Consider the following 25,332-nt stretch of genomic DNA (forward strand, 5'->3'; position numbering starts at 1 on the left):
CGCCGAGGGGCCACCGGGCGTGGCCCGTCCGCCCGGTGGCGCGCCGGTCACACCGGCCGGGTGCGGCCCTCCCAGTACGGCTCCCGCAGGCGCCGCTTGTACAGCTTGCCGTTGGGGTCGCGGGGCATCTCCTCGATGAAGTCGATGGTGCGCGGCCGTTTGTAGCCGGCCAGCCGGCCGGCGCAGTGCGCGAGCAGCGCGGCCGTCAGGTCCGGTCCCGGTTCGTGCCCGGGGGCCGGTTCGACGACGGCCTTGACCTCCTCGCCCCAGTCGTCGTGCGGGATGCCGAAGGCGGCGGCGTCGGCGACGGCCGGGTGGGCGAGGAGCGCGGATTCGATCTCGGCCGGGTAGATGTTCACCCCACCGGAGATGATCATGTCGATCTTGCGGTCGCGGAGGAAGAGGTAGCCGTCCTCGTCCAGGTAGCCGAGGTCGCCGACGGTGAAGTAGTCGCCGATGCGGTTCCTGCGGGTCTTGGCCTCGTCCCTGTGGTACTGGAAGCCGCCGGTGCTCATCTTCATGTAGACGGTGCCGAGTTCACCGGGCGGGAGCCGGTTGCCGTCGTCGTCGAAGACCGCGAGTTCGCTGATGGGCCAGGCCTTGCCGACGGTGCCGGGCTTCTTCAGCCAGTCCTCGGCGGTGGCGAAGGCGCCGCCGCCCTCGCTGGCCGCGTAGTACTCCTCCACGCAGTTCCCCCACCAGTCGATCATCGCGCGCTTGACGTGGTCGGGGCAGGGCGCGGCGCCGTGGATGGCGTGCCGCATGGCGGAGACGTCGTAGCGGGCCCTGACCTCGTCCGGGAGGGCCAGCAGCCGGTGGAACTGGGTCGGGACCATGTGGGTGTGGGTGCACCGGTGGGTGTCGATGAGCCGCAGCATGTCCTCGGGGGTCCACTTGTCCATCAGCACCAGGAGGTGGCCGATGTGCAGGGACGCTCCGGCGAACTGCAGGACGGCGGTGTGGTACAGCGGCGAGCAGACCAGGTGGACGTTGTCGTCGAACGGCCGGATGCCGAAGATGCCGAGGAATCCGCCGAGGTAGGCCTCCTCGGGCGTCCTGCCCGGCAGCGGGCGGCGGATGCCGCGCGGGCGTCCGGTCGTACCGGAGGTGTAGTTCATGACCCAGCCGAGTTCTCGTCCCTCCGGGGCCGACGCGGGCCGGCCGTCGAGGAGCCGGTCGTACGGCTGGAAGCCCTCGACCGTGCCGACCGCGTAGCGGTGGGCCGCGGGGAGGCGGGCCTCGTCGGCGGCGGCGCGGGCCGCGGCGGCGTACCGCTCGTGCGCGATGAGCACCTTGGCGCCGGAGTCGGCGACGATCCAGGCGATCTCGGGTCCGACCAGGTGGTGGTTGACGGGGACGAGGTAGAGGCCGGCCTGGCTGGCGGCCAGGTAGGCGGTGAGGAACTCGACGCCGTTGGGCAGGACGACGGCGAAGGCGTCGCCGCGTTCCAGGCCGGCCGCGCGCAGCCCGTGCACGAGCCGGTTGGCGGCGGAGTGCAGACGTCCGGCGGTCCACTCCTCGCCGTCGGGGTCGACGAGGACGGTGCGGTCGGGGTTCTGGGCCGCCTGTGCCCAGAACCCGGCGGGGGGTGTGCTCACGACTGGCCGCTCCTTCCGGCGATGCGGTTGATGCGGTCCACGGCCTGTTCGAAGCCGCGGGTGAGGTCGTCGAAGACGGCCTGGACGCTGCGTTCACTGGTCATCCGGCCGACGATCTGGCCGACGGGCGTGCCGAGCAGCGGCTCGACCTCGTACTTCTGGATGCGGGAGACGGCCTCGGCGACCAGCAGGCCCTGCAACGGCATGGGCAGGGTGCCGGGGCCGGCCGGGTCGTCCCAGGCGTCGGTCCACCCGGTGCGCAGCTGTCGTGCCGGTTTCCCGGTCAGGGCGCGGGAGCGGACGGTGTCCCCGGACCCGGCGGCGAGGAGTTTGCGGGTCAGGGCCGTCGAGTGCAGGTCGGCCTCCGTGGTGGTGAGCCAGAGGGAGCCCAGCCACACCCCTTGGGCGCCGAGGCTGAGGGCGGCCGCCACCTGCGGGCCGCTGCCGATGCCGCCCGCCGACAGCACGGGCAGCGGGTCCACGGCCTCCACGACCTCCGGGGTCAGCACCATGGAGGCGATCTCCCCGGTGTGGCCGCCGGCCTCGTAGCCCTGGGCCACGACGATGTCGATGCCCGCCTCCTGGTGCTTGCGGGCGTGCCGGGCGCTGCCGGCGAGCGCGGCGACGAGCACTCCGTGGTCGTGGGCGCGGGCGACGACGTCGGCGGGCGGGGAGCCGAGGGCGTTGGCGAGCAGCCTGATGGGGTGGTCGAAGGCGACGTCGAGCTGGCCGCGGGCGACCTGCTCCATCCACCCGGTGATGCGCCACCCTGACGCCTCTCCCTCGGCCAGCTCCGGCACGCCGTGCCGGGCCAGGGTGTCCCGTACGAACCGGCGGTGCCCTTCGGGGATCATCGCCTCCACGTCCGCTTCGCCGACGCCCTCCACCTTCTTGGCGGGCATGACCACGTCCAGCCCGTAGGGCCGCCCCTCGGCGTGCGCGTCGAGCCAGTCGAGATCGCGTGCGAGTTCGTCGGGGTCGGTGTAGCGGACCGCGCCGAGCACGCCGAAACCGCCGGCGCGGCTGATGGCCGCGGCGACGGCCGGGAACGGCGTGAAGCCGAAGACGGCGTGCTCGATTCCCAGGCGCTTGCTCAGCTCCGTCTGCATGGGCGCAGGATGCCGCAGCCGTCCGGTGGACGGAAGACCTTTCCTGATGGATCGTCAGATTCGGTGGGGACTGCCGGCACTCGGCCTTCCCCTGTCGGCGCGGCGGGGGCGGCCCCCGGGTCCGACGCGCGACTCGCATGTTTGACGGAACCTGTGGACTTTTGACGCATGGTAATCAGCCATTCACACCACCGACGGGAACCCGGGCGGTTCCGGCGCCGCGCTCGGAATGGCGTGAGGTGTTCCGAAATCACCGGACAAGAAGCCCCGCCGTTCGCATCGTCCTGCGGCTTTTTTTCGTCAACTCCCCGGTATTTCGGGAGTATTTCAGCGGTGAGTTGTCTCACAGCCGGAGCGTGCCGCCTGCCCTAGAGTCGGCGCCCGGTCGACGATCTTGTCGGTCGGAGGGACAACCAGAAGGAGGGCACCATGCCGGAAAACCTGGTCAACAGCCTGGTCCTGGACGATGCGGCGGTGGAGAAGTTCTCGAACCTGCTGCAGGACGAGGGCGTCATGCAGGCCGGCTTCGTGATCCACGAGTCCAACAACCTCGTGCCGCAGGAGCCCGCGCCGAGCCGCGACTGACCAGCGTAAGTCGTTGCGGCGGCCCCAGGTCGCCGCAACGGCCTGGCCGGACTCCTCCGAACGCACGCACGGAGTGTGTCCTGTGGCGCTTCCGACCCGGCGGTACTCCGCGCGGGCGGGCCGCGTGTACTTCACGACGCAGGCCGGGACCGAACGAGGAAGCCTCTGTATGCACCGGATGACTTCAAGCCTTCGCACCACGTCGCTCGCGGACACTCTGGCCACGGCCCGTCAGGTGGCGGACCAGTTGGGGATCACCCGGGTCACCGACACCACGTGGCTGGACCGCATCGGCATCCCGGTGTTCTCCAGTATCCGGCCCGGCGCGATGCCGGCATCGCTGTGCGTGAACGCGGGCAAAGGCGTCCACCCGGACGAGGCGCGGGTGGGAGCCTATATGGAGGCCATCGAGTTCGCGCTGGCCGAGTACCGCCACACCCACCTGGACGTGGTGATGTCGACGCCCGGCGAGGTCGCCTCGCAGGCGGGAACATCCTTCCGGTTCGTGGACCTGTGCCCGCAGCTGGGCCGCAAGGTGGAGGCCGACGGCCCGCTCGCCTGCGTCGAGGCGCACGACGTGGTGACCGGCCGGCCCGTTCTCGTGCCGGCCGAGCTGGTCTTCTCCCCGTACCCGGAGAACCCCGGTCAGGTCATCTTCGGGACCAGCACGAACGGGCTCGCCTCCGGCAACTCGGTGCTGGAGGCCACCGTCCACGGCCTCGCGGAGTTGATGGAGCGCGACGTGCAGGCGCTCAACCACTTCCGTGACGCGTCCCGGCTCATCGACTTCGACGTGCCCGCTCCCGACCTGGACCAGTTGCGCTCCCGGGTCGCGGCGGCCGGATTGCGGGCCGAAGTCCGCTACACCGCCAGTGAGTTCGGGCTGCCCTACGTCCAGGGCTTCATCATGGAGCCCACGGACGACGACCCGATCGCGATCTCGGTCGGATCCGGCCTGCACCCGATCAAGGAGATCGCCGCGGTCAGAGCGCTGGCCGAGGCCGCCCAGTCCCGCCTGTCCTACATCCACGGCGGTCGCGACGACCTGATCGAACGGTTCGACTACTTCGCCGGAGAAGGCGCGGACAAGGAACGGGCCGCCGAGCGGGAACTGCGCCGCCGGGTCACCGATGCCGGCCGTAGCATCGCCTACTCCGAGATCCCCAGCGCGGACGGGATCACCTCCGTCGAGGAGGCGATGGCCGACATGCTCGCCTCGCTGGCCGCATGCGGAGTGGAGCAGGTGCTGCGTGTGGTGTTGTCACGCCCGGAGTCCCCGCTGGCCGTCGTGAAGATCATCGCCCCGAAGCTGGAGTCGTTCCAGCCCAACCTCAAGCGGGTCGGCCCGCGCCTTGTGCACATGATGGACCAACCTGAGGAGCAGGCGTGAACACCTCATCGGTGTCCTTGTTCGTGGGACCCACCGGCTGGGGCATGGACGCCACCCTGTGGGCGGACGCGGGGGTGACCCTGCGCCCGCCGGCCCGGCGCGGGGACATCGACGCCCTGCGGTCCGTCGAGCCGGGCATCCTGGCCATCGCCGACGGTACCTTCCACAGCTATCCGGCGGTGGGTCACGCCGAGATCCGTACCGCCCTCGCCGAGGGCTGGCAGATCTGGGGCCTGTGTTCGATGGGCGCCATCCGCGCCGCCGAGATGCACACCCTGGGCATGCGCGGGTTCGGCGAGGTCTTCGAGGCCTATGCCGAAGACCCCGACCTCGACGACGACGAGGTCGCCCTGATGCACAGCAGCGAACCACCGTTCCGGCCCATGTCGGAGCCCATGTTCCACATCCGTCGCTTCCTCGCCGACCTCACCGGCCGTCAACTGCTCGCCGAGGAGCAGACGGCCGCGATCGTGGACGATCTCAAGCAACGCTGGTACGCCGACCGCACCCTGGGAGCTCTCAAGAACGCCCTCACCGAACGCGGCGGCCTGCCCGCGGCAGTCGTGCGGGCCGAGCTGGCGAACTTCGATGCCTTTCGGACCAAGCAGCACGACCTTCTTCGTTTCCTCAAGGAGCAGCCGTGGCAGCCGACAGTCTGATGACCTCGCCCGCCCGCGCGGCGGAACTGTGGCGAGCGCTCGGCGGCACCCCGTTCCTCGCGGACACCTTCGAGCCGCGGACCCTGCTCAGCCTGGCCGCGGCCACTCGCCGACGAGCGGCCCCTCATGCCTTCCCGACGCTGGCCGACTACCTCGACCCGGCGAAGGCCGCCGACGTCTTCCGCGACCATGCCCGCTGCCGGACCGAGGGCATCGAGTCCGAACCCCTCGAAAACCCCGCGCTGCTCCGGCAGCTCGACGAAGCCACCGGGAGAATCACCGACCGCATACCCTCGTGGGCACCGCTGTTCCGGATTCCCATCCGCTACCGCCACATGCCCGGGACCCACATCAGCGCCACCACGGCCCTCATTCCGCAGACCGTCTTCCTGGGCACCCCGGCGTTCGCTCACGACCGCCTGCTGGAAGAAACCCTCATCCATGAGCACGCCCACGTATGGCTGACCTTCGTCTCCGAACTGTGCGATCTCCAGGCGGACGGTTCGCTGACCCGGTTCACCCTGCCCTCCGGCACCGCGGGCAAGTCGCTGCGAGGAGTGCTGCTGGCCGGCCACTTCGCGGCCGCGGCCGCCCGCTACTTCCTCCGTCCCGGCGCCGACGCCACCTCACACCGGCGCGGTGCGGAACTCGCCGACTACCTCGGCGGCTGTGTCACCACCGCCGCCGACCATCCCGAGCTCACTCCGGTGGGACGCCTCGTCCACGCCGACCTTGCCGCCGCCCGGGAGCTACACATCCACTCCGTTCCCGGGAAAGAGACCGCAGCTTCCTGATGCAAGATTCCATCACCACACCCCCCGCCACCACCATGGACGAGAACCGGCTGGGGCGGGCGTTCCACGCCGTGCAGGGCGCGGCCTTCCTCAACGGCGTCGGCACGCGCTGCGGACAACTCGCGGTCGCCTGGTGGTCGCTGGACCAGACCGGCAGCGCCGCCACCTTCGCCGCGTTCGTGGCGGCCGGCTCGGGCGCCGAGATCCTCGCCCGTGGACTGCTGGGCTGGCTGGGCGACACCTACCGGCCCGACCGGCTCATCGCCGCCTGCTATCTGATCAGCACCCTGTTGATCGCCGGGCTGACCGGACTGTACGCCGGCGACCTCTACCATCCGGCGGCCTTGGCCGTGGGCCTCGCCGTGATCGGCGTGTGCAACGGTGTGCGCGAGCCGTTGCAGACCACTGTGGTGCGCTCGCTGGTGCCGGTCCCGCTGGTGGAGACGGCGATGCGGCGCCGCGGCAGCGTCATGGCACTGGCTTCGGTGCTGGGGCCGATCGTGGCCAGCGTGCTGCTGGGCTTCGTCGGCACCGGAGCCACTCTCGCCATCAACACCGCCGCGGTGGCCGGCAGCTTTCTGCTCATGACCGGCGCCTCTGCCACCGCGGACGCGCCCGACGACGCACCGGGCGCGGAGAGGACGAAGCAGCCTCCCCTGTCGACGTGGTACCGGAGCACCCTCGACGGCTGGCAGGCCATCTACCGGATCCGGTCCGAGTTCCAGCTCGCCATGCTGGCTCTCGCCGTCAACCTCGCGCTCTTCCCCGTCTTCGCCGTCCTGCTGCCCGCGCTCACCCGCCGTTCCTTCCCCGACGACACCTGGCTGATCGGAGTCGCCGAGGCCGCGTTCGGCGTGGGACTGCTGCTGGGCAGCACCGGGCCGGTCGCCCGCCGCACGCGAGGCAGGACCACCCGCTTCACCACGGTGATGGCCGGCTTCACCATCACCGGGCTCTCGATTCTCGCCGGCGGGATCGCCGCCGCCTCGATCACCGACCACCCCGTCGTCCTGGCCGCGGCACTCGCCGTCAGCTTCCTCATCGGTGGTGTCGGCCTCATCATGATCACGGTCACCAACTCCACCGTGCGGGTTCTGGCCACTCCCGCCGGCATGCGCAACCGCGTCACCGCCAGCGTCGCCTTCCTGTCCGGCCTGGCCATTCCGATCGGCAACCTGCTCGGCGGATTCCTCGCCGAACACCTCGGTGAGGGACCCGGCATGGCCGTGCTCGGCGCGGCGATCCTCGCCGCGACCGCCGTCGGCGCCTTCAGCCCCGACCTGCGCACCGTCCTGACACTGCCCGACGACGGCATCCCGGACGCCTACGCCCGGCTGTACCCGCACGCCTTCCCCCAGGAGGAAGCCCTATGACCACCGCCCCCGCGGACCCCTCGGCCATCCGCTTCCCGGAGGTCCCCGCCGACTTCTGGGAACAGGCCCTCCAGGCCACCGCCGACTGCACCCGTCCCGCCGTCCTCCCGGTTCCCGACCCCTCCGGCCGCCTGTTCCGCATGGAGGACGTCCTCGAACTCGGCGCCAACATCCTCAACGCCGGCGACGTGTCCGTGAACGTCGACGGGGTGCTCCTCAAGAACCCCGAACTGCCCGGCACCCCGCCGACGAACGTCGCGGAATTCGAGCGGTACCTCGCCGAGCTGGCAGCACGGAACCAGGCCGAGGCCGTCACCTACACCCGTGACTACTGCCTGCGGCACTCCGACCGCGTAGCGATGATGACGCGCTCGTTCATCAGCGGCTTCGTGGACCGCCGAGGGATCCCCGCACCGGGTATCAACGTCGTCTACATCGCGGGGCACTACCAGGAGACCTGGATCGGTCTGCACAACGACTGGTGCAACACCTTCCTCGTGCCGGTGCACGGGCGAAAGAAGATCATGCTCTGGGAGCCGGGCTACTTCGCCGACAAGGGGCTGGAGGAGAAGGCCGCCTTCAACGGGATCTGCTTCGGTCACGTCGACGTCGCCCCCTACGCGGCCGATGCCCTGGTCCTCGAGGCCGCGCCCGGCGAAATCCTCTTCATCCCCGAGAACTGGTGGCACTACAACCAGCTGCCCTCCGCGGAGACCAGTCTCGCCCTGTCCATCGGCGTGTTCAGCAACGGCACACCCGCCGCGGCGTTCCAGCCGGCCATCAAGGCCGCGCTCCAGATGCCGCAGTTCAATGAGCGCGCCGAGTCGCATCCCCGCCTGCCCGGCGGTGTCCTCACGTCGTTGGCCGACGTCGAACTGCCCGCCCACGCCGAAGCCCTCCTGCAGGCCGTTCGCGACAGCCTCACGGTGCACCATCTCGCCCGCTCCACTTCCAGTGGCGTCATCGGCGGTGGCGGAGCACTCCGCGAAGCGCCCGAACTGACAGCGGACAGCGTCCTGCGCGGTCGCGCGGACAGCCCGGTCGTCCTGTTGCGCGCGGGCGACGGTACGGGCCTGCTGTTCGTCCTCGGCGGGATGAGCCGCCAGCCCGACGCCGCCCACGTCACCCACCTGGTGGAACACCTCACCGCGGGCAGGCCCTTCCGCCTGGAACAGGCGATCGCCCGACCCGAGCACGCCCAGGCCGTCACCGCCCTCGCCCGATCGCTGTACGAACGGGGAGTGGCCGACCTGGTCGGGGGGCAGGACGTCGTCGGCTGACGGACCGTCCGACGCGACGACGGCAGTCGCACGCCTCGTTGACACGGCGCCCGCCTGACCGGAAAGTTTCACCGTGCAGGGCAAGCCCCGAAAGATACTTTCAGACGGGAGGCCGCGCGATGGCGGAGGACCTGACAGGCGGACGGGCGGACGGCATGACACGTCGTCAGATCATGGCGGGAGGACTCGCGTCCGGCGGCGCGCTGGCCCTGGCCGCGCTTCCCGCGGGCCCCGCGGCCGCGACTCCCGCCCGGGGGCGCCCGACGCTGCACCACGGCTCGCCCGAACACGCCGGGCTGCTCCCCGCCCATCTGCGGCAACTCGTCGTGGACGCGGAGACGTTCCTCGGCCCCTCCCCCAAGCATCCGTGGTACGCCGGTGCCGTCCTGCTGGCGGGGCGCGGCGGGACCGTCGCCCTGCACGAGCCGATCGGGTCGGCGGTGCGCTACGCGTCGTACGACGAGAAGACCGACACCGGCGTCGAGTTCCCGCCCGACCAGCGGCTCGCGACGACCCGGGACACCGTCTTCGACCTGGCCTCCGTCTCCAAGCTGTTCACCTCGCTCCTCGCGGTGCAGCAGATCGAGCGGGGCGCGCTGGAGCTAGAGGGGAAGGTCGCGGCGTACGTCCCGGAGTTCGGCGCCGCCGGCAAGCAGGACGTGACCGTCCGTCAGCTGCTGACGCACACGTCGGGATTCCGCGCGTGGATCCCGCTCTACGAGGCGCCGACGCACGAAGAAAAGCTGCGGCGGATCTACGCCGAGGCGCCGCAGAACCCGCCCGGCAGCACGTACCTCTACTCGGACCTGAACATGATCTCCCTCCAGCTGGTGCTGGAGCGGATCACCGGCCGCACCCTGGACGTGCTCCTGCACGAGGAGATCACCGGGCCGCTGGACCTGCGCAGCACGCGCTACAACCCGCCCGCCTCCTGGAAGCCGCGGATCGCCGCCACCGAGGACGCGCGCAGACCCTGGTCCGGCCTGGACCGCGGGCTGGTGTGGGGCGAGGTGCACGACGAGAACGCGTACAGCCTCGGCGGGGTGGCGGGGCACGCCGGGGTCTTCTCGTGCGCGTGGGACCTCGCCGTCCTGGGCCGTACGCTGCTCAACGGCGGCTCCTACGGCCGGACCCGCGTGCTGCGGCCGGAGTCGGTGCGGTTGATGTTCACCGACTTCAACACCGCCTTCCCGGGCGACGAGCACGGCCTCGGCTTCGAGCTCTACCAGCACTGGTACATGGGCGCGCTGGCCACCCCGCGCACGGCCGGCCACACCGGCTTCACCGGCACCTCGCTCGTGCTCGATCCCACGACCGACTCCTTCCTGGTCGTCCTCGGCAACTCGGTGCACCCGGTGCGCACGTGGCGGTCCGGGTCCGCGCCACGCGTCGCCGCCGGGAACCACCTGGCCCGCGCGGTCCCGGTCCGGCCGGCGCGGGGCCGTACGGCATGGTTCTCGGGCATGGCGAGCGGCACGTCCGCGACGCTCGCCCTCCCGGCGCTGGACACCTCCCCCGGCACGGCCCGGCTGCGCTGCGCCCTGTGGTGGGACACCGAGCCCGCGTCCGACGCCCTGGTACTGGAGTCCACCACGGACGGCGGCACCACCTGGACGCCTGTCCCGTTCACCAGTTCCCGCCGCGGCGAGGACGCCGAGGACCATCCGTCGGGCGCGGTCACGGGCTGGTCGGGGCGCGTCTGGCACCGGGTGACCGCGTCCGTCCCGGCGGACCCGCGCCTGACGCTGCGGTGGCGGTACACCACCGACCGGTCGTACGTCGGCCGGGGCGCCTACGTCGACGCCCTGCGCGTGGAGGCGGGCCGGGCGGTGCTGTTCGACGGGGCGCGTCCGGCGGACACGGCGCGCATCACGGCCGCCGGCTGGGAGCCGTCGGCCGACTGAACGGCCGGGGAGGGGCGGTCAGTCCCGCTCCAGCACGGCCATCGCCGCGTTGTGTCCCGGCACTCCGCTCACCCCTCCTCCGCGTACGGCGCCCGCGCCGCACAGCAGGACGTTGGCGTGGGCGGTCTCCACGCCCCAACGGCCGGTGTCCTGCTGGGCGAACGGCCAGGACAGCGCCCGGTGGAAGATGTTGCCGCCGGGCAGCCGCAGGTCCCGTTCGAGGTCGAGCGGGGTCTTCGCCTCGATGCAGGGCCGGCCGTCGGCGTCGGTGGCCAGGCAGTCCGCGAGCGGTTCGGCGAGGTGGGCGTCGAGCTGGGCGAGGGTGGACTTCAGCAGTTCCTCGCGGACGCCGTCGTTGTCCCGGTCGAAGAGCCTGGCCGGGGTGTGCAGGCCGAAGAGCGTGAGCGTCTGGTAGCCGCGCCCGGCGAGTTCGGGGCCGAGGATGGTCGGGTCGGTCAGGGAGTGGCAGTAGATCTCCGAGGGCGGCGCGGCGGGCAGTTCACCGGCGGCGGCCTGGGCGTGGGCGGTGGCCAGCTGCCGGTAACCCTCGGCGATGTGGAAGGTGCCGGCGAACGCCTCGCGGGGGTCGGTGTCCGGGTCGCGCAGCTTCGGCAGCCGCGTCAGCAGCATGTTGACCTTGAGCTGGGCGCCCTCGGCCGGCTCGGGCGCCGCGCCACCGGTCAGGACGGCCAGCTCCTGCGGGGAGGCGTTCACCAGGACGTCGCGGGCGACGGCGACGCCCTCGCCGTCGGCGGTGCGGAAGGTCACCTCGGCGGTGCGTCCGTCGGTGTCGATCCGGATCGCCTCGTGACCGGTGGCGATGACGGCGCCCGCCGAGCGGGCGGCCGTAGCGAGTGCGTCGGTGAGGGCACCCATGCCGCCGACGGGCACGTCCCAGTCGCCGGTGCCGCCGCCGATGACGTGGTAGAGGAAGCAGCGGTTCTGGGCCAGGGAGGGGTCGTGGGCGTCGGCGAAGGTGCCGATCAGCGCGTCGGTGAGGACCACGCCCCGGACCAGGTCGTCGGCGAAGTTCTCCTCCACGGCGACCCCGATCGGTTCCTCGAACAGGGTCCGCCACGCGCTGTCGTCGTCGATGCGCCGGCGCAGTTCGTCGCGGGTGGGCAGCGGCTCGGTGAGGGTCGGGAAGACGCGCTGGGCGACCCGGGCGGTCATGCCGTAGAAGCGCTGCCAGGCCTCGAACTCGCGCTCGCCGCCCGTCAGCCGGGCGAAGGCCTCCCGGGTGCGCTGCTCGCCCCCGCCGACGAGGAGCCCGGTGGGCCGCCCCTCCCGTTCCACCGGGGTGTAGGAGGAGATGGTGCGGGAGCTCAGGCGGAGGTCCAGCCCGAGGTCGCGCAGGATCTTCCGCGGGAGCAGGCTCACCAGGTACGAGTAGCGCGACAGGCGTGCTTCGACACCGGCGAAGGGGCGGGTGGAGACGGCGGCGCCGCCGGTGTGGTCCAGGCGCTCCAGCACCAGCACCGAGCGGCCGGCCCGGGCCAGGTAGGCGGCGGCGACCAGTCCGTTGTGGCCACCGCCCACGATGACGGCGTCGTACGCGTGGGTTCCCTCGTCAGCAGGCATGGTTCTTCGTAACACGCGATGATCCACGGCGACCAGAGGCGGGTCCGGGCGGGTGGGCCGGGGCCCTTCCCGGACTCGCCGCGGCCGGCGTCCGTCAGGCGCCGTTCGAGGGGAGGTGGTGGCGGCGTACCGCGACGCCGCGGCACACGTCTCCGGTCTCCGGGGTGCGGCCGAGGCGTCTGAGACAGTGGGCCTCGTCGTCGCGGGCCGCGAGGGTGTCCGGATGGTCCGGGCCGAGGATCCGCTCACGGGTGGCGGCGACCCGCCGGTACTCGCCGAGGGCGTCCGCCCAGCGGCCCAACCAGCCGAGGGCGACGGCCACCTCGCGGCGGCTGACCAGCGTGTCGGGATGGTCCGCGCCCAGCACCCGCTCCCGCAGCGCCCACACGTCGCGGGCCTCGCTCAGCGCGTCCTCCCGGTGTCCCAGCCGGCCGAGGTGGACGCCGAGACCGTGCCGGGCGCGCAGGGTCTCGGGGTGGGTGGGGCCCTGCACCCGGGTGCGGTCCGCGATCAGGTCGCGGTAGACGTCGAGGGCGTCCGCGCTGCGCCCGAGCCGGCCGAGGCTGAGCGCGGTCTCGTAGCGGGCGGCGAGGGTGTCGGGATGGTCGGCGCCGAGTACCCGCGCCCTGGTCCGGGCGACCTCCCGGTAGGTGTGCAGGGCCTCCTCCCAGCGGCCGGACTGGCCCAGCGCGTGGGCGACCTCGCAGCGGGAGGCCAGTGTGTCGGGATGGTCCGGGCCGAGCAGCCGGGTCCGGGCGGCGGCCACCTCGCCGGCCATGCGGCAGGCGTCGGCCGGCCGCCCCAGCCGGCCCAGCGTGCAGGCCAGGTTGTGCTTGCAGCGCAGGGTGTCCGGGTGCTCCGGGCCCATGGCGCGCTCCCGCGCGTCCAGCACCTCGCGGTAGGTCCGCCGGGCCTCCGCGTGACGGCCCAGCCGGCCCAGGGCGTACGCGGTCTCCTGACGCGAGGCGAGCGTGTCGGGATGATCGCGGCCGAGCACCCGGGCCCTGCCCTCGGCGACCTCCCCGAACGCCGCCAGCGCTCCGGCGGCCCGGCCGCACCGCAGCAACGCCACGGCGACGTCATGACGCGCCGCCAAGGTCTTGGGATGCTCCGCTCCCAGCACCCGGCCCCAGCCCCCGGCGACCTCCCCGAACGCCGCCAGCGCCTCGGCGGCCCGGCCGCACCGCAGCAACGCCACGGCGGCATCGTGACGCGCCGCCAGGACCTCGGGGTGATGCGGGCCCCGGAGGGCGGCGCGTTCGGCGGGCACGGCCAGGTGCGCCTCGTCCGTGTCCGGCCGGCGTCCCCGCCCGGCGGGCCGGACGCCCTCGGTGTGCCGTGCGGCCCAAGGGGCGAGGGCCTGCGTCGACGGGTCGTCGAGCGGGGCCGCCGGCTCGGCCCATCGGCCGGTCAGGGCGGCCCCGGGGTCCGGGGGCAGCGCGCGCGGGCCCGCACCGACCGCCTTGTGGCCGGTGGCCATGCCCTGGCTCCAGGACGGCAGGCGGCCTTCGCGCGGAAGGTCCGGCGGCGGGAGCGGGCACGTGGGGACGACGGCGGCCCGGAGCCGTTGGCCGGACTCCGGTGCGCGGTACGGCCATGGGGGCGGGAAGGCGGCACCGGCCCGTCCCTCCTGGATCCGGCCGCTCAACTCCTCCGCGTCGTAGGGCCGTTCCGCGGGATGCTTGGCCAGCAGGTCGAGGATGATCCGGTCGAGGTACGCGGGCAGTTCGGTGCGCAGTTCACGGGGCGGCCGGGGCGCGGTGTCACGGTGGCCGATCAGGATCGCCCACGCGTCCTCCAGGTCGAACGGCGGTACGCCGGTGGCGATCTCGTACAGCACGCACCCCAGCGAGTACAGGTCGCTGCGCTGGTCGACCGCGTCGCCGCCGATCTGCTCGGGGGACATGTAGTGCGGGGTGCCGAGGGCGACCCCGGTGCCGGTCAGCCGGGCGGTGAAGCCGATGTCGTGGCCGAGGCGGGCGATGCCGAAGTCGCAGATCTTCACGGTGCCGTCGGTCAGCAGCACGATGTTGGCGGGCTTCAGGTCCCGGTGGACTATGCCCTGCCGATGCGTGTACGCGAGGGCCGCGGCGATCTGCCCGGCGATGTCGGCCACCGCGTCCACGGGCAGCGGATGCCCCCTGCCGTCCTCCAGGAGCCGGCTCAGGTCGCGTCCTTGCAGCAACTCCATCACCAGATAGGGCACTCCGCCGTCCTCGCCGAAGTCGTGGACGACGGTCACCCCGCGGTGCGAGAGCGCGGCGGCCACCCGCGCCTCGCGGCGGAACCGCTCCCGCAGCACCCCGCCGAGGGACGGGTCACGGTGCGGGCCGAGCGGTTTGAGACGCTTGACCGCCACCTGCCGGCCCAGGCGCTCGTCCCGGGCCCGCCACACCTCTCCCATCCCGCCGCGCCCGATCAGGTCGAGCAGCCGGTACCTGCCCTGGACAAGTCCGTTCTCCCCCATAGCGATCCGCCGCCCCCGTCGCCGTCCGCCCAGCATCCGGAGAACCGTCACCGGACCGCGCACGACCGTGTCCGGTCGTCCCGGTCCGTGACACACCCCCCTGCCCGTCCAGTATGGCGGCCTATCGCCCGACTTTGTACGGTGCGGGACGGGCGTCGGGGCCGAGCCTCGCCATCGCCCGCAGGATGTGTTTGGGCGGCAGCTGCCAGCGCACACGTGCGGGGACGTGCCGCAGGACGGCACCCGTGGCCCGCAGTCTGCGGGTGACGACGGCCGGTGCGGGGGCGGGTCTGCCGTACAACTCGTGGGCGTACGGGGGCAGGGCGGCGTACGCCAGATGTGCCACGCGCCGCCACAGCACCGCGCGCGCCGGGACGAGGAGCGGGTGCGTCGGCGGACGGAGCAGGAAATCGTCCACCGCGCGTGCGTCGGCTCCCGCGGCGAGTTCGGGCCGTATCCGCTCGAAGTAGGCCGCCAGTTCCGTCCGGTTCGCCGGTACGGCCGCGGGGTCGAGGCCCACCAGACGGGCGCTGACGCGATGTTCGGCGAGGTACCGGTCGGCCTGCGCGTCGGTGAGCGGGAACCCGGAGCGGCGCAGGACGTGCAGATAGGAGTCGATCTCCGCGCAGTGCACCCACAGCAGCAACCCGGGCTCGTCCACGCCGAACCGCTCACCGGAGCCCGGGTCGGTCGCCCCGAGCATGCTGTGGATCTTCCGCACGCGGGCGCCGGCGCGTTCGGCGGCGTCGGTGGTGCCGTACGTCGTGGTGCCGACGAAGTCCGCGGTGCGCATCAGCCGCCCCCAGGCGTCGCGCCGGAAGTCGGAGTTCTCCATCACGCCGCGGACCGCGCGCGGGTGCAGGGCCTGGAGGTAGAGCGCGCGGATGCCCGCGACCCACATCATGGGGTCGCCGTGCATCTGCCAGGTCACGGAGTCCGGCGTGAACAACCCGGGGTCGCCCATGCCCGCAGTCTGACCGGGCTCGCCGGTGGGCACAAGGCAACCTTCACGGGCCGCGCCGATGCCGACGGGGCCGGCCGCCCGGAGGCACGGGCGACGCGCCGGCGCCGGCCGTTCGTGGCCGGTCCCGTGCCCCTGCCGGGCCGCCCCGGCGCCGCTACGGCCTCGCCCGTGACAGCGCCGCGGGGGCGGTGAACAGTGCGTGGACGGCGGTGCGGACCTGGTCGGCGACCACGTCGGGGGTGGAGGTGTCGAGCTTGCCGTCGAGGTGCAGGAACGCCAGGCCGTGGACGAGGGCCCACACCGTGGTCGACAGCGTCTCCGCGTCGGCCCCGGGGAAGGCGCCGCGGACGATGCCGCGGAGGTACTCCGAGATCGCGGCGGTCGCGGCGACCCGTTCCTCGCTGTGCGGATCGCAGGGCTCCGCGAACATCACCCGGAACAGCGCCGGGCGCTCCAGCGCGAAGCGCACGTAGGCGACGGCGACCGCCGCGAGCTCGTCGGGAGCGGTGGGTGAGGGGTGCGCCGCGGCCAGATGTTCGGCGAGTTCGCGGTAGCCCTGTGCGGCGACCGCGGAGACGAGCGCGTCACGGTCCGCGTAGTGGCGATAGGGAGCCGTCGCCGACACGCCGGCCCGCCTCGCCACCGCCCGCAGGGACAGCCCGGCGCTGCCGTCCTCCTCGAGCAGCTCCCGCGCGGCGCGCAGGCAGGCGGCGCGCAGATCGCCGTGGTGATAGGTGCCGCCCGCTTGGGACACAGGTCACCCTCCCTCATGTTTACGTTGCTTACATCGCTGACCTAATGTGAACGCTGCACACATTCTAGGCGATCGAGATCGAGAGGGACACTCCGATGACCAGCGAGCTGTTCACACCCCTGACCCTGCGCTCCGGGCAGACACTGGACAACCGGATCGCCAAGGCGGCCATGGAGGAGAACATGGCCGGCGACGGCCAGCTCCCGGACGAGGAGTTGTTCGGCCTGTACCGGCGCTGGGCCGCCGGCGGCGCCGGACTCCTGATCACCGGCAACGTGATGGTCCACGCCGAGGCGCTGACCGGCCCCGGCGGCGTGGTTCTCGACGCCGCCGCTCCGCTGGAGCCGTTCACCGCGTGGGCCGAGGCGGGCAAATCCGGCGGCGGGGCGATCTGGATGCAGATCAACCACCCCGGCCGCCAGGTCGGTTCCGACATGCCCGGAGTCGTGTGGGGCCCGTCCGCGGTAGGTGTCGACGTGGGCAAGCACAGCAGCCGCTTCGGCAAACCCGTCGCCATGACCCCCGAGCAGATCCAGGCCACCGTGGCCCGGTACGCCGTCACGGCGCGGCGCGCCGAACAGGCGGGCTTCGACGGCGTCGAGGTCCACGCCGCGCACGGCTACCTGCTGTCGCAGTTCCTGTCCCCCCTGGTCAACACGCGCACGGACCAGTGGGGCGGATCGCTGGAGAACCGGGCCCGGATGCTGCTGGACGTCGTCCGCGCCGTGCGCGCCGCCGTCTCCCCGGGCTTCGCGGTCGCCGTGAAGCTCAACTCCGCCGACTTCCAGCGCGGTGGCTTCGACGCCGACGACGCCCGCCAGGTGATCGCGATGCTCGCGCCGCTCGGCGTCGACCTGGTCGAACTGTCCGGCGGCAGCTACGAGAGCCCGGCGATGTCGGGACGCCCCGCCGACGCGCGCACCCAGGCGCGCGAGGCGTACTTCCTCGATCTGGCGGAGGACCTGGTCAGGACCAGCCCGCTGCCGCTGATGCTCACCGGCGGCATCACCCACCGCCGGACCGCGGAGCGGGCCCTGGGCGGCGGCGTGGCGATCGTCGGGATGGGCACGGCCCTCGCCGTCACCCCCGACCTGCCCGACCGCTGGCGCCAGGGCCGCGAGGCCGGCGAGCGGCTCCGGCCGGTCACCTGGTCCGACAAGGTCCTCGCGTCGGCCGCCGGCATGGCACAGGTCCGCCACCAGATGCGCCGCATCGCCCGTGGGAGCCGCCCCACACCCCGCACCCACCCGGCGTTCGCCCTCGTCTCCGAACAGCGCAAGCAGCGACGGGCCCTGCGCCGCTACCGTGCCTGGCTGTCCGCGTCACAGGGCGCCGCGTGACCGTGCCCGCGGTGGAAGGGCCCCGGGTGCTCGTCGCTCACGGCGACCACCTGGGGCCCTCCGGGTCTGCCGCGGCACCGCCCGTCACGCCTTCCGGCGACATCACTCCCGCGAGGCCGACACCGGGAACGGTGGCGCCCTTGGCGACGGCGTCGTCGACGTGCGCGGTGACGGTCCGCAGCTAGGAGGTGTCGGTGAGGCTGCCGACATCGATGCTGTAGTCGTACGCGGCACCGATCCTGAACTGCTGGTGCCCGGTCGTGCGGCCTGACGGAGCGGCCGCTGCTGCTGAGGCCGGCACTCGGCGCCGGGCAGGTGGCGTCCCGGCCCGGCGGCCTCTCGCACCCGCACGGAGTGTCCATCCAGCAGGGCGCCACCGCCGTGGCGCCGGACGGGCGCCATTCGTCATGCGAGCCATGCGGACTCCTTGTGACGTATGCGTGGGGAGACGTCCGAGTGGCCCGCGAGAGCGGACGTGCCCGTGGTGCCGGGTACGGCCGAGTCCCCCAGGTGCCGGTGCACGAAGTGGATGGCCATCGCGCCCTCACCGGCCGCGGAGGCAACCCGCTTCACCGAGCCGCTGCGGACGTCCCCCACCGCGAAGACCCCGGGCAGACTGGTCTCCAGGGTCATGCACGAGCGCCCGCGGCCGTGCCACACCTCGGGGTGGGCGCAGGCTTCCTGGGCCTCCGGCCCGGTGAGGACGAAGCCGCGGGAGTCGAGGGCGATGGTGCCGGCGAGCCACTCGGTGTGAGGGTCGGCTCCGGTGAAGACGAACAGGCTCCGTACCGCGAGCCGGCGGTGCCCGCCCGTGCGGTTGTCGACCACGTCGAGCTCCTCCAGCACTTCCTGGCCGAGGACCTCGGTGACCTCGGTGTGCAGCATGACCTCCACCCGCGGATGGCGCTCGACCTGGTCGACCAGGTAGCGGGACATGTTGGCCTCGAGGCCGGCTCCTCGGACCAGCAGGTGCACCTTCGGCGCGTACCCGGCGAGGAACAGCACCGCCTGCCCGGCCGAGTTGCCTCCGCCGACGACGGCCACCGGGTCGGTGCGGCACTGCTGGGCCTCGTAGACGGTCGCCGAGTAGTGCACGCTCGTGCCCTCCAGGCGTTCGATGCCGGGCACCTGGAGCCGGCGGTAGCGGGCACCCATGGCCAGGACGACGGCGCGGGCGGCGATCTCGCTGCCGTCGGCGAACGCCACCACGTAGTGGTCCTCGTCCTGGGGACGGAGACCGGTCGCCTCCAGCGGAAGGCTGATCCCGGCGCCGAACTTGTCGGCCTGGAGCACGGCGCGTTCGGTGAGTTCGGCGCCGGAGATGCCGGACGGGAAGCCGAGCAGATTCTCGATGCGGGACGACGTGCCGGCCTGGCCGCCGGTGGCCATCGCCTCCACCACCGTGGTGCTCAGGCCCTCGGAGGCGGCGTACACCGCGGCAGCGAGGCCGGCGGGTCCGGAGCCTACGATGAGGACGTCGCCGTGACGGTCTCCGGCGGGTAGTGACGGCAGGCCGATGAGCCGGGCCAGTTCCGCGTTGCTGGGGTTGCGCAACAGGGTGGTGTCCCGCCAGATGACGAGTGGTGTCTCCTCCGGGCCGACGCCGAAGCGGCGCAGCAGCTCCTCGGCCTCCTCGTCGGTCTCCAGGTCGATCCAGCGGTGCGGCAGCCGGTTGCGGACGGCGAACTCGCGCAGCCGTCTGGTCTCGGGCGAGTAGCGCGAGCCGATGATGCGGAAGCCGGCGCCCTGTCCGACGAGCAGCGCGCGACGGCACAGGCAGGCGCGCAGCACGATGTCCCCGATGGTGGAGTCCTGGGACACCAGGTGGCGCAACTGGTCCAAGGAGACGACCAGGACCTCGCCCGGCTCCCTGGCGACAGCGGTGTAGAAGGCCACTTGTCCGTGCAGCAGGCCGAGTTCGCCGATGAAGCGACCGGGGCCGTGCACGCGCAGCACGTGCTCCTCCGGAGTGCCGTAGTCCTCGACGACGGCGACGGTACCGCTGAGGACGACGAAGAACGTCTCGCAGCGCTCCCCCTCCCGGATCAGCACGTCGTTCGGAGCCATGGGCCGGCGTTGCCCGTGCTCCGCCAGACGTGCTGTCTGGTCCTCCGTGAGGCGCGGATACGCGCCGTAGATGTCCGGGGTCTCCCAGAAGGCGGCCTCGTCCGCTTTCTCCGGCACCGGTTCCTCGCCCGGCAGCGACTGGTCGCCGGACATCAGACGAACGCCTCGTGAACGAAGCACCAGCGCCATTCCTCGCCCGGCTGGAACGACTGCACGATCGGATGGGCGACGGCGGCCGCGTGCTTGCGCGCGTGCTTGTTCGGCGAGGAGTCGCAGCAGCCGACGTGCCCGCAGGTCAGGCAGAGCCTCAGATGGACCCACGGGGCGCCGAGCATCAGACACTCCTGACACCCTTCTGGGGTCAGCGGCCGGACCGGCCGGACGAGCGCGAGGTGGGGGTCTGCGTGCAGGGTCATCCGGATCACCCTTTCCGGGCGGCGATCGACTGTTCCACCCATCGGCGCAGAGCGGGGGCGGGCGCCGCCCCCGCCTGCCGGGCGACTGTCTCGCCCCGGTCGAGGATCAGCAGGGTCGGTACGGCCTGGACCTCGAAACGCTGTGACAGTCGCGGGTTCTTGTCGACGTCGACCTTGACGAGTTTGATGCGGCCGGCGAGATCGGTGGCGACCTTCTCCAGTGCGGGGCTGACCATGCGGCAGGGGCCGCACCAGGTGGCCCACAGATCGACCACGACAGGGACGTCGGCCCGCTCGGCGACCTCGGTGAAGTCGTCGTCGCCCGCGTCCACCATCCACGGTAGGGGCCGCTTGCAGTGGCCGCACTTGGGACGGCCCTCCGCGGCCACGGGCACCCGGTTGGTGCGCCCGCAATGGGGACATCCGACGGTCGTCGCCCGCATCGTGCTCATGCCGCCCGCGCTCCTTGGACCTTCTCGGGCTGGTCGTAGGTGACCACCAGCTCTCCGTGTTCGGCGTCGACGCGGACCGTCGCGCCGTCCTGGACGTCGCCGCGCAGAAGGGCGCGCCCGACCATCGTCTCGACCTCGTGGGAGATGTAGCGGCGCAGCGGCCGGGCCCCGTACACCGGGTCGTAGCCCTGGTGGGCGATCACCTCCCGTGCCGATTCGGTGAGTTCGACGGTGATGCGGCGTTCGGCGAGCCGGCGGCGCAGCTCGTCGAACTGCAGCTCCACGATCCGCTCGATCTGCCGCTCACCGAGCGGCTTGAACAGCACGATGTCGTCGACGCGGTTGAGGAACTCCGGGCGGAAGTGCCCGCGCAGCTCGCCCATCACCAGGGCGCGTGCGTCCGGCTTGATCTCGCCCTCGGCGGTGGCGCCGTCGAGGAGGTGCTCGGAGCCGATGTTGGAGGTCATGATGATCACGGTGTTGCGGAAGTCGACGGTGCGGCCCTGGGAGTCGGTGATGCGGCCGTCGTCGAGGACCTGCAGCAGGGTGTTGAAGACATCGGTGTGCGCCTTCTCGATCTCGTCGAACAGCACCACCGAGTACGGCTTGCGGCGTACGGCCTCGGTGAGCTGGCCGCCTTCCTCGTAGCCGACGTATCCGGGTGGTGCGCCCATGAGCCGGCTGACGGTGTGCCGCTCCTGGTACTCGCTCATGTCGAGGCGGACCATGTTCTCCTCGGAGTCGAACAGGGCCGCCGCGAGGGTCTTGGCCAGCTCGGTCTTCCCGACGCCGGTAGGGCCGAGGAAGATGAACGAGCCGATGGGGCGGCGCGGGTCGCGGATGCCGGAGCGGGCGCGGATGATGGCGTCGGCGACGAGTTTGACGGCCTCGTCCTGGCCGATGACGCGTTCGCGCAGGATCTCGTCGAGGCGCAGCAGCTTCTCGCGTTCGCCCTCCTGGAGACGGGCGACGGGGATGCCGGTCCAGGCGGCGACGATCTCGGCGATCTCCTCCTCGGTGACAACCTCGCGCAGCAGCCGGTTCTGCCCCTGTTTGGCGGCCAGTTGCTCCTCCTCGGCCTTCAGCCGGCGCTCCAGGTCCTGGAGGCGGCCGTAGCGGAGTTCGGCGGCGCGGTTGAGGTCGTAGGCGCGTTCGGCCTCCTCCGCCTCGTGACGGACCTGCTCGAGTTCCTGGCGCAGCTCCTGCACGCGGCGGATGGCCTGCCGTTCGGCCTCCCACTGGGCGTGTTTGGCGTCGGCCTCGCCGCGCAGGTCGGCCAGTTCCCTGCGCAGCTCCTCCAGACGGGCCTTGCTGGCGGCGTCGGTCTCCTTGGACAGGGCCGCCTCCTCGATCTCCAGGCGGGTGACGCGGCGGGTGATCTCGTCGAGTTCGGCGGGCATCGAGTCGATCTCGGTACGCAGCCGGGCGCACGCCTCGTCGACGAGGTCGATGGCCTTGTCGGGCAGGAACCGGTCGGTGATGTAGCGGTGGCTGAGGGTGGCCGCGGAGACCAGCGCGGTGTCCTGGATCTTCACGCCGTGGAAGACCTCCAGACGTTCGCGTAGTCCGCGCAGGATGGAGATGGTGTCCTCCACGCTCGGCTCGTCGACCAGCACCTGCTGGAAGCGGCGTTCGAGGGCGGCGTCCTTCTCGATGTGCTTGCGGTACTCGTCGAGGGTGGTGGCGCCGATCATGTGGAGTTCGCCGCGGGCGAGCATCGGCTTGAGCATGTTGCCCGCGTCCATGGCCCCTTCGGCGGCACCCGCGCCCACGACGGTGTGGAGTTCGTCGACGAAGAGCAGGATGCGCCCCTGGGCGGCCTTCACCTCGGACAGCACGGCCTTGAGGCGTTCCTCGAACTCGCCGCGGTACTTGGCGCCTGCGACCAGGGAGCCCATGTCGAGGGCGAACACCGTCTTGTCGCGCAGGCCCTCGGGGACGTCGCCGCGAACGATGCGCTGGGCCAGGCCCTCGACGATGGCGGTCTTGCCGACGCCGGGATCGCCGATGAGGACGGGGTTGTTCTTGGTCTTGCGGCTGAGGATCTGGGTGACGCGGCGGATCTCCGCGTCACGGCCGATGACCGGGTCCAGCCGCCCGGACCGAGCTTCGAGGACCAGGTCGCGGCCGTACTTCTCCAGCGCCTCATAGGCCACCTCAGGGTTGGCGGAGGTGACGCGCTGGTTGCCGCGGACCTGGGTGAGCGCGCTCAGGAACGAATCCCGGGTCACGCCGTGCTCCTTGAGCAGGCGTCCGGCGGCGGTCACCGACCCCTCCTCGGCCAGGGCGAGCAGGAGGTGCTCCACGGACACGTACTCGTCCTTGAGGCGTTTGGCCTCCCGCTCGGCGGCATCGAGCAGCCGGGACAGGCGCTGAGTGACGAAGACCTGGCCGGGTGCCGCGCCGGGACCGGTGACCTTCGGGCGGCGGGAGAGTTCCTCGCGCAAGGCCGCGCGCAGCTCCTTCGGTTCGGTGCCGGCCTGTTGCAGCAACCGCGGGATCAGACCGTCCTCCTGATCGAGAAGCGCGAGCAGCAGGTGTTCCCCGTCGACCTCGGTGTGCCCCATGCCGACGGCCGCGCTCTGGGCCTCTTGGAGGGCTTCCTGCGACTTCTGGGTGAGACGGTTCATGTCCATGGGGGTGTTTCACTCCTCGTGCCGCGGCCGCGCAGGGCGGCTTCGAGCAGGCTGATGCGGTCGAGCAGGTCGAGCACCAGGCCGATGGATGCGTAGTTGAGGCAGAGTCCGGTGCGCAGCCGCTGAATACGGGCGAGAACCGCCGGGGCCGTGGGGTCGAAGACCAGTCGCCCGGCGGAGTCGCGTTCGGCGTCGACGAGGCCTAGGGCGACGAATCGGCGGATCAGATCGGGGTGGAGGCCCGAGCGAAGGGCCACGGCGGCCAGGGAGAGCTTGGGGACGGGCACGAGCGCGTACCGGACAGCCGTCGAGGCGGTGATGTCGGCGCCCGTTCGTACCGGACGGGCGCCCGCGCCGGCCCGGCCGATGCCTCCCGCTCCCGCGGGTCGGTCGTTCATCGCGTCCTCCTGGGGTCGAACGAGGAAGTGGCGGCGAGCTCCTCGAACAGTTCGCGCTCCCGGTCGCCGAGGGCGGGAGGCACCATGACGCGAAGTTCGGCGTACAGGTCGCCGTTCGCGCCGCGCGGGTTCGGCATGCCCTCGCCGCGCAGCCGCAGCCGCCGGCCGCTGGACGAGCCCGCGGGCACCGTGACCTTCGCCGTGCCGCCGCCGGGCGTGGGCACCGGCACGGTCGCACCCAGGGCCGCCTCCCACGGGGCGACCGGGACCTGGACGTGCACGTCACGGCCGTCCAGCCGGAACCGGGGGTGGGGCTGGATACGTACGCGCAGGTACAGGTCGCCCGCGGCTGCGTCGCCACTGCCCTGGCCACCCTCACCCGCCAGCCGGATGCGCTGCCCGTCGGTGACGCCCGGTGGCACGTCGACCTCGTATCGCCGCGGCTGCCCGGTGGGGCCGGCGAGTGTGACGGTGCGGCGGCCGCCTCGGTACGCCTCCTCGACGGTGAGCGGCAGTTCGGCCTCCTGGTCCGCTCCGGGGACGCCGCTTCGGGCGGCGCCGGCTCCGAACATGGAGCCGAACAGGTCCTCGATGTCGATGCCCTCCGCTCCGAAGTCGTCGCCGAAGCCGGTGGTGTACCGGACGCGAGGGCCGCCCGCGCCTGCGGTCCTGCGACCGCGGAAGCCGCCGCCCGCTCCGGCCGCGACCCGTTCGTCGAAGTCCTCGGGGATCTTGCGGAAGTCCTCGCCGAAGCGGTCGTAGCGGGCCCGGGTCCGGGGATCGGACAGGACGCTGTACGCCTCGTTGAGGTCCTTGAAGCGTTCCTCCGCCCCGGGGTCCTTGTTGACGTCGGGGTGGTACTTACGGGCGAGTTTGCGATATGCCTGCTGGATCTCGTCCTGGCTCGCGGTCCGCGGCACGCCCAGCACCTCGTAGAAATCCCGTGCCATCGCCGGTCACTCCCGCTTGGCGACGGTCACGGCGGCCGGCCTGAGCTGCCGCTCGCCGTCCCCGTAGCCGGGGCGCAGCACCTCGACGACCGTGCCCGGTGGGGCGTCGGGGTCCTGGACGACACCGACCACCTCGTGCCGGGCCGGGTCGAAGGCGACACCGCTCTCCGCGTGCCGCGGGTAGCCGAGCAGTTCGAGGACGTTCACCGCCTGGTCGCGTACGGCCCGGACGCCCTCCACGATCGCGCCCGGATCGGCGCCGGCATGGGTCAGGGCGAGTTCGAGGTTGTCGAGGACGGGCAGGAAGGCGGCCGCGGTGCGGGACCGCTCGACCGCCCGTTCGCGCTCCAGTTCCCTGGCGTGACGCTTGCGAAGGTTGTCGAGGTCGGCGAGCGCGCGCCGCCAGCGGTCCTCCAGTTCCTGGATCGCGGTCGTGTACTCGTCCTCGGCAGGCGCGGGGCCGGCGGCATCGGGCCCCGGTCCGCCGTTCGCCGCTTCGGGCCGGGGCGGGCCCGGTTGGGGCAAGTCCCCGCGAGGAGCGGGTCCGGCGCCTTCCGGGACCCGTGCGCCCGGATCCGACGCGGCCCGGTCGGGTTCCTTGGGGTGGGTGGGCAT

The 25,332-nt window shown here is 72.2% G+C and carries 21 protein-coding genes; 8 read left to right on the top strand and 13 right to left on the bottom strand.

Features of this window, described 5'->3' with window-relative positions; translation table 11 throughout:
* Window positions 1-47: 47 nt before the first annotated feature.
* Both ACF08B_RS18220 and ACF08B_RS18225 read right to left on the bottom strand, forming a co-directional pair.
* Entirely contained in the window at window positions 48-1,598 is a 1,551-nt protein-coding gene (locus ACF08B_RS18220; RefSeq protein WP_392318258.1) for an acyl-CoA synthetase, read from the bottom strand.
* On the bottom strand, window positions 1,595-2,707 hold the full coding sequence (locus ACF08B_RS18225; RefSeq protein ID WP_392318259.1) for an NAD(P)H-dependent flavin oxidoreductase: 1,113 nt from the start codon (window positions 2,705-2,707) through the stop codon (window positions 1,595-1,597). The genes ACF08B_RS18220 and ACF08B_RS18225 overlap by 4 nt, the downstream gene beginning before the upstream one ends.
* 429 nt (window positions 2,708-3,136) lie before the next feature.
* Here ACF08B_RS18225 and ACF08B_RS18230 point away from each other — a divergent pair, with 429 nt between their 5' ends.
* The 7 genes from ACF08B_RS18230 (at window position 3,137) to ACF08B_RS18260 (ending at window position 10,692) form a co-directional block, all read left to right on the top strand.
* A complete protein-coding gene (locus tag ACF08B_RS18230) occupies window positions 3,137-3,292 on the top strand; it encodes a hypothetical protein (protein WP_358667269.1) in 156 nt (51 codons plus the stop codon).
* Window positions 3,293-3,470: 178 nt separating this feature from the next.
* Window positions 3,471-4,682, top strand: a complete 1,212-nt coding sequence (locus ACF08B_RS18235) for a YcaO-like family protein (protein WP_392318260.1) — start codon at window positions 3,471-3,473, stop codon at window positions 4,680-4,682.
* Complete coding sequence (locus tag ACF08B_RS18240) at window positions 4,679-5,341, top strand: TfuA-like protein (protein WP_392318261.1); 663 nt, start codon at window positions 4,679-4,681, stop codon at window positions 5,339-5,341. Before ACF08B_RS18235 ends, ACF08B_RS18240 begins: the two co-directional genes overlap by 4 nt.
* Window positions 5,323-6,135: an aKG-HExxH-type peptide beta-hydroxylase gene (locus tag ACF08B_RS18245; protein WP_392318262.1), complete on the top strand. Its 813-nt coding sequence runs from the start codon at window positions 5,323-5,325 to the stop codon at window positions 6,133-6,135. The genes ACF08B_RS18240 and ACF08B_RS18245 overlap by 19 nt, the downstream gene beginning before the upstream one ends.
* On the top strand, window positions 6,135-7,508 hold the full coding sequence (locus ACF08B_RS18250; protein ID WP_392318263.1) for an MFS transporter: 1,374 nt from the start codon (window positions 6,135-6,137) through the stop codon (window positions 7,506-7,508). Before ACF08B_RS18245 ends, ACF08B_RS18250 begins: the two co-directional genes overlap by 1 nt.
* Window positions 7,505-8,788, top strand: coding sequence for a cupin-like domain-containing protein (locus tag ACF08B_RS18255; protein ID WP_392318264.1), 1,284 nt, complete (start codon window positions 7,505-7,507; stop codon window positions 8,786-8,788). Before ACF08B_RS18250 ends, ACF08B_RS18255 begins: the two co-directional genes overlap by 4 nt.
* A 155-nt stretch (window positions 8,789-8,943) precedes the next feature.
* A complete protein-coding gene (locus tag ACF08B_RS18260) occupies window positions 8,944-10,692 on the top strand; it encodes a serine hydrolase (protein WP_392318265.1) in 1,749 nt (582 codons plus the stop codon).
* Window positions 10,693-10,710: 18 nt separating this feature from the next.
* On the opposite strand, the gene ACF08B_RS18265 is transcribed toward ACF08B_RS18260, so the two are convergent.
* The 4 genes from ACF08B_RS18265 to ACF08B_RS18280 all read right to left on the bottom strand — a co-directional run bounded on the left by ACF08B_RS18265 (window position 10,711) and on the right by ACF08B_RS18280 (window position 16,458).
* Window positions 10,711-12,273, bottom strand: coding sequence for a phytoene desaturase family protein (locus tag ACF08B_RS18265; RefSeq protein WP_392318266.1), 1,563 nt, complete (start codon window positions 12,271-12,273; stop codon window positions 10,711-10,713).
* Window positions 12,274-12,367: 94 nt separating this feature from the next.
* Window positions 12,368-14,740: a tetratricopeptide repeat protein gene (locus ACF08B_RS18270; RefSeq protein WP_392318267.1), complete on the bottom strand. Its 2,373-nt coding sequence runs from the start codon at window positions 14,738-14,740 to the stop codon at window positions 12,368-12,370.
* A 121-nt stretch (window positions 14,741-14,861) separates the two neighbouring features.
* Window positions 14,862-15,704, bottom strand: coding sequence for an oxygenase MpaB family protein (locus ACF08B_RS18275; protein ID WP_392318268.1), 843 nt, complete (start codon window positions 15,702-15,704; stop codon window positions 14,862-14,864).
* Between the two features lie 154 nt (window positions 15,705-15,858).
* The gene (locus tag ACF08B_RS18280) at window positions 15,859-16,458 is read right to left on the bottom strand and encodes a TetR/AcrR family transcriptional regulator (RefSeq protein WP_392318269.1); all 600 of its coding nucleotides are present in this window, start codon (window positions 16,456-16,458) and stop codon (window positions 15,859-15,861) included.
* Window positions 16,459-16,553: 95 nt separating this feature from the next.
* On the opposite strand from ACF08B_RS18280, the gene ACF08B_RS18285 reads away from it, so the two are divergent.
* Window positions 16,554-17,798, top strand: a complete 1,245-nt coding sequence (locus ACF08B_RS18285) for an NADH:flavin oxidoreductase/NADH oxidase family protein (protein WP_392318270.1) — start codon at window positions 16,554-16,556, stop codon at window positions 17,796-17,798.
* A 405-nt stretch (window positions 17,799-18,203) separates the two neighbouring features.
* Here ACF08B_RS18285 and ACF08B_RS18290 read toward each other — a convergent pair whose 3' ends face one another.
* From ACF08B_RS18290 to ACF08B_RS18320, 7 genes are read right to left on the bottom strand one after another with little or no spacing between them, the layout of a single operon-like run.
* Window positions 18,204-20,018, bottom strand: a complete 1,815-nt coding sequence (locus ACF08B_RS18290; protein WP_392318271.1) for an FAD-dependent oxidoreductase — start codon at window positions 20,016-20,018, stop codon at window positions 18,204-18,206.
* Entirely contained in the window at window positions 20,018-20,281 is a 264-nt protein-coding gene (locus ACF08B_RS18295; protein ID WP_392318272.1) for a UBP-type zinc finger domain-containing protein, read from the bottom strand. Before ACF08B_RS18295 ends, ACF08B_RS18290 begins: the two co-directional genes overlap by 1 nt.
* Before the next feature lie 5 nt (window positions 20,282-20,286).
* Window positions 20,287-20,733 carry a thioredoxin gene (trxA, locus tag ACF08B_RS18300; RefSeq protein WP_392318273.1) on the bottom strand — a complete coding sequence of 149 codons (447 nt, stop codon included), beginning with the start codon at window positions 20,731-20,733 and terminating at the stop codon, window positions 20,287-20,289.
* Window positions 20,730-23,369, bottom strand: coding sequence for an ATP-dependent chaperone ClpB (clpB, locus tag ACF08B_RS18305; protein ID WP_392318274.1), 2,640 nt, complete (start codon window positions 23,367-23,369; stop codon window positions 20,730-20,732). The genes trxA and clpB overlap by 4 nt, the downstream gene beginning before the upstream one ends.
* A complete protein-coding gene (locus tag ACF08B_RS18310; protein WP_392318275.1) occupies window positions 23,360-23,767 on the bottom strand; it encodes a chaperone modulator CbpM in 408 nt (135 codons plus the stop codon). Before ACF08B_RS18310 ends, clpB begins: the two co-directional genes overlap by 10 nt.
* Window positions 23,764-24,717, bottom strand: a complete 954-nt coding sequence (locus ACF08B_RS18315; RefSeq protein WP_392318276.1) for a DnaJ C-terminal domain-containing protein — start codon at window positions 24,715-24,717, stop codon at window positions 23,764-23,766. Before ACF08B_RS18315 ends, ACF08B_RS18310 begins: the two co-directional genes overlap by 4 nt.
* 6 nt (window positions 24,718-24,723) lie before the next feature.
* Window positions 24,724-25,332: a nucleotide exchange factor GrpE gene (locus ACF08B_RS18320; RefSeq protein ID WP_392318277.1), complete on the bottom strand. Its 609-nt coding sequence runs from the start codon at window positions 25,330-25,332 to the stop codon at window positions 24,724-24,726.

The sequence above is a fragment of the Streptomyces sp. NPDC015139 genome, from assembly GCF_043079785.1.
GTDB lineage: Bacteria > Actinomycetota > Actinomycetes > Streptomycetales > Streptomycetaceae > Streptomyces > Streptomyces albidocamelliae.

Bases quoted from the DNA above. Each gene is read 5' to 3' on its own strand.
- ACF08B_RS18225 (WP_392318259.1), bottom strand. From the start codon at position 2,707: ATGCAGACGGAGCTGAGCAAGCGCCTGGGAATCGAGCACGCCGTCTTC.
- ACF08B_RS18230 (WP_358667269.1), top strand. From the start codon at position 3,137: ATGCCGGAAAACCTGGTCAACAGCCTGGTCCTGGACGATGCGGCGGTG.
- ACF08B_RS18235 (WP_392318260.1), top strand. From the start codon at position 3,471: ATGACTTCAAGCCTTCGCACCACGTCGCTCGCGGACACTCTGGCCACG.
- ACF08B_RS18250 (WP_392318263.1), top strand. From the start codon at position 6,135: ATGCAAGATTCCATCACCACACCCCCCGCCACCACCATGGACGAGAAC.
- ACF08B_RS18255 (WP_392318264.1), top strand. From the start codon at position 7,505: ATGACCACCGCCCCCGCGGACCCCTCGGCCATCCGCTTCCCGGAGGTC.
- ACF08B_RS18260 (WP_392318265.1), top strand. From the start codon at position 8,944: ATGACACGTCGTCAGATCATGGCGGGAGGACTCGCGTCCGGCGGCGCG.
- ACF08B_RS18265 (WP_392318266.1), bottom strand. From the start codon at position 12,273: ATGCCTGCTGACGAGGGAACCCACGCGTACGACGCCGTCATCGTGGGC.
- ACF08B_RS18270 (WP_392318267.1), bottom strand. From the start codon at position 14,740: ATGGGGGAGAACGGACTTGTCCAGGGCAGGTACCGGCTGCTCGACCTG.
- ACF08B_RS18275 (WP_392318268.1), bottom strand. From the start codon at position 15,704: ATGGGCGACCCCGGGTTGTTCACGCCGGACTCCGTGACCTGGCAGATG.
- ACF08B_RS18285 (WP_392318270.1), top strand. From the start codon at position 16,554: ATGACCAGCGAGCTGTTCACACCCCTGACCCTGCGCTCCGGGCAGACA.
- ACF08B_RS18290 (WP_392318271.1), bottom strand. From the start codon at position 20,018: ATGTCCGGCGACCAGTCGCTGCCGGGCGAGGAACCGGTGCCGGAGAAA.
- ACF08B_RS18295 (WP_392318272.1), bottom strand. From the start codon at position 20,281: ATGACCCTGCACGCAGACCCCCACCTCGCGCTCGTCCGGCCGGTCCGG.
- trxA (WP_392318273.1), bottom strand. From the start codon at position 20,733: ATGAGCACGATGCGGGCGACGACCGTCGGATGTCCCCATTGCGGGCGC.
- clpB (WP_392318274.1), bottom strand. From the start codon at position 23,369: ATGGACATGAACCGTCTCACCCAGAAGTCGCAGGAAGCCCTCCAAGAG.
- ACF08B_RS18310 (WP_392318275.1), bottom strand. From the start codon at position 23,767: ATGAACGACCGACCCGCGGGAGCGGGAGGCATCGGCCGGGCCGGCGCG.
- ACF08B_RS18315 (WP_392318276.1), bottom strand. From the start codon at position 24,717: ATGGCACGGGATTTCTACGAGGTGCTGGGCGTGCCGCGGACCGCGAGC.
- ACF08B_RS18320 (WP_392318277.1), bottom strand. From the start codon at position 25,332: ATGCCCACCCACCCCAAGGAACCCGACCGGGCCGCGTCGGATCCGGGC.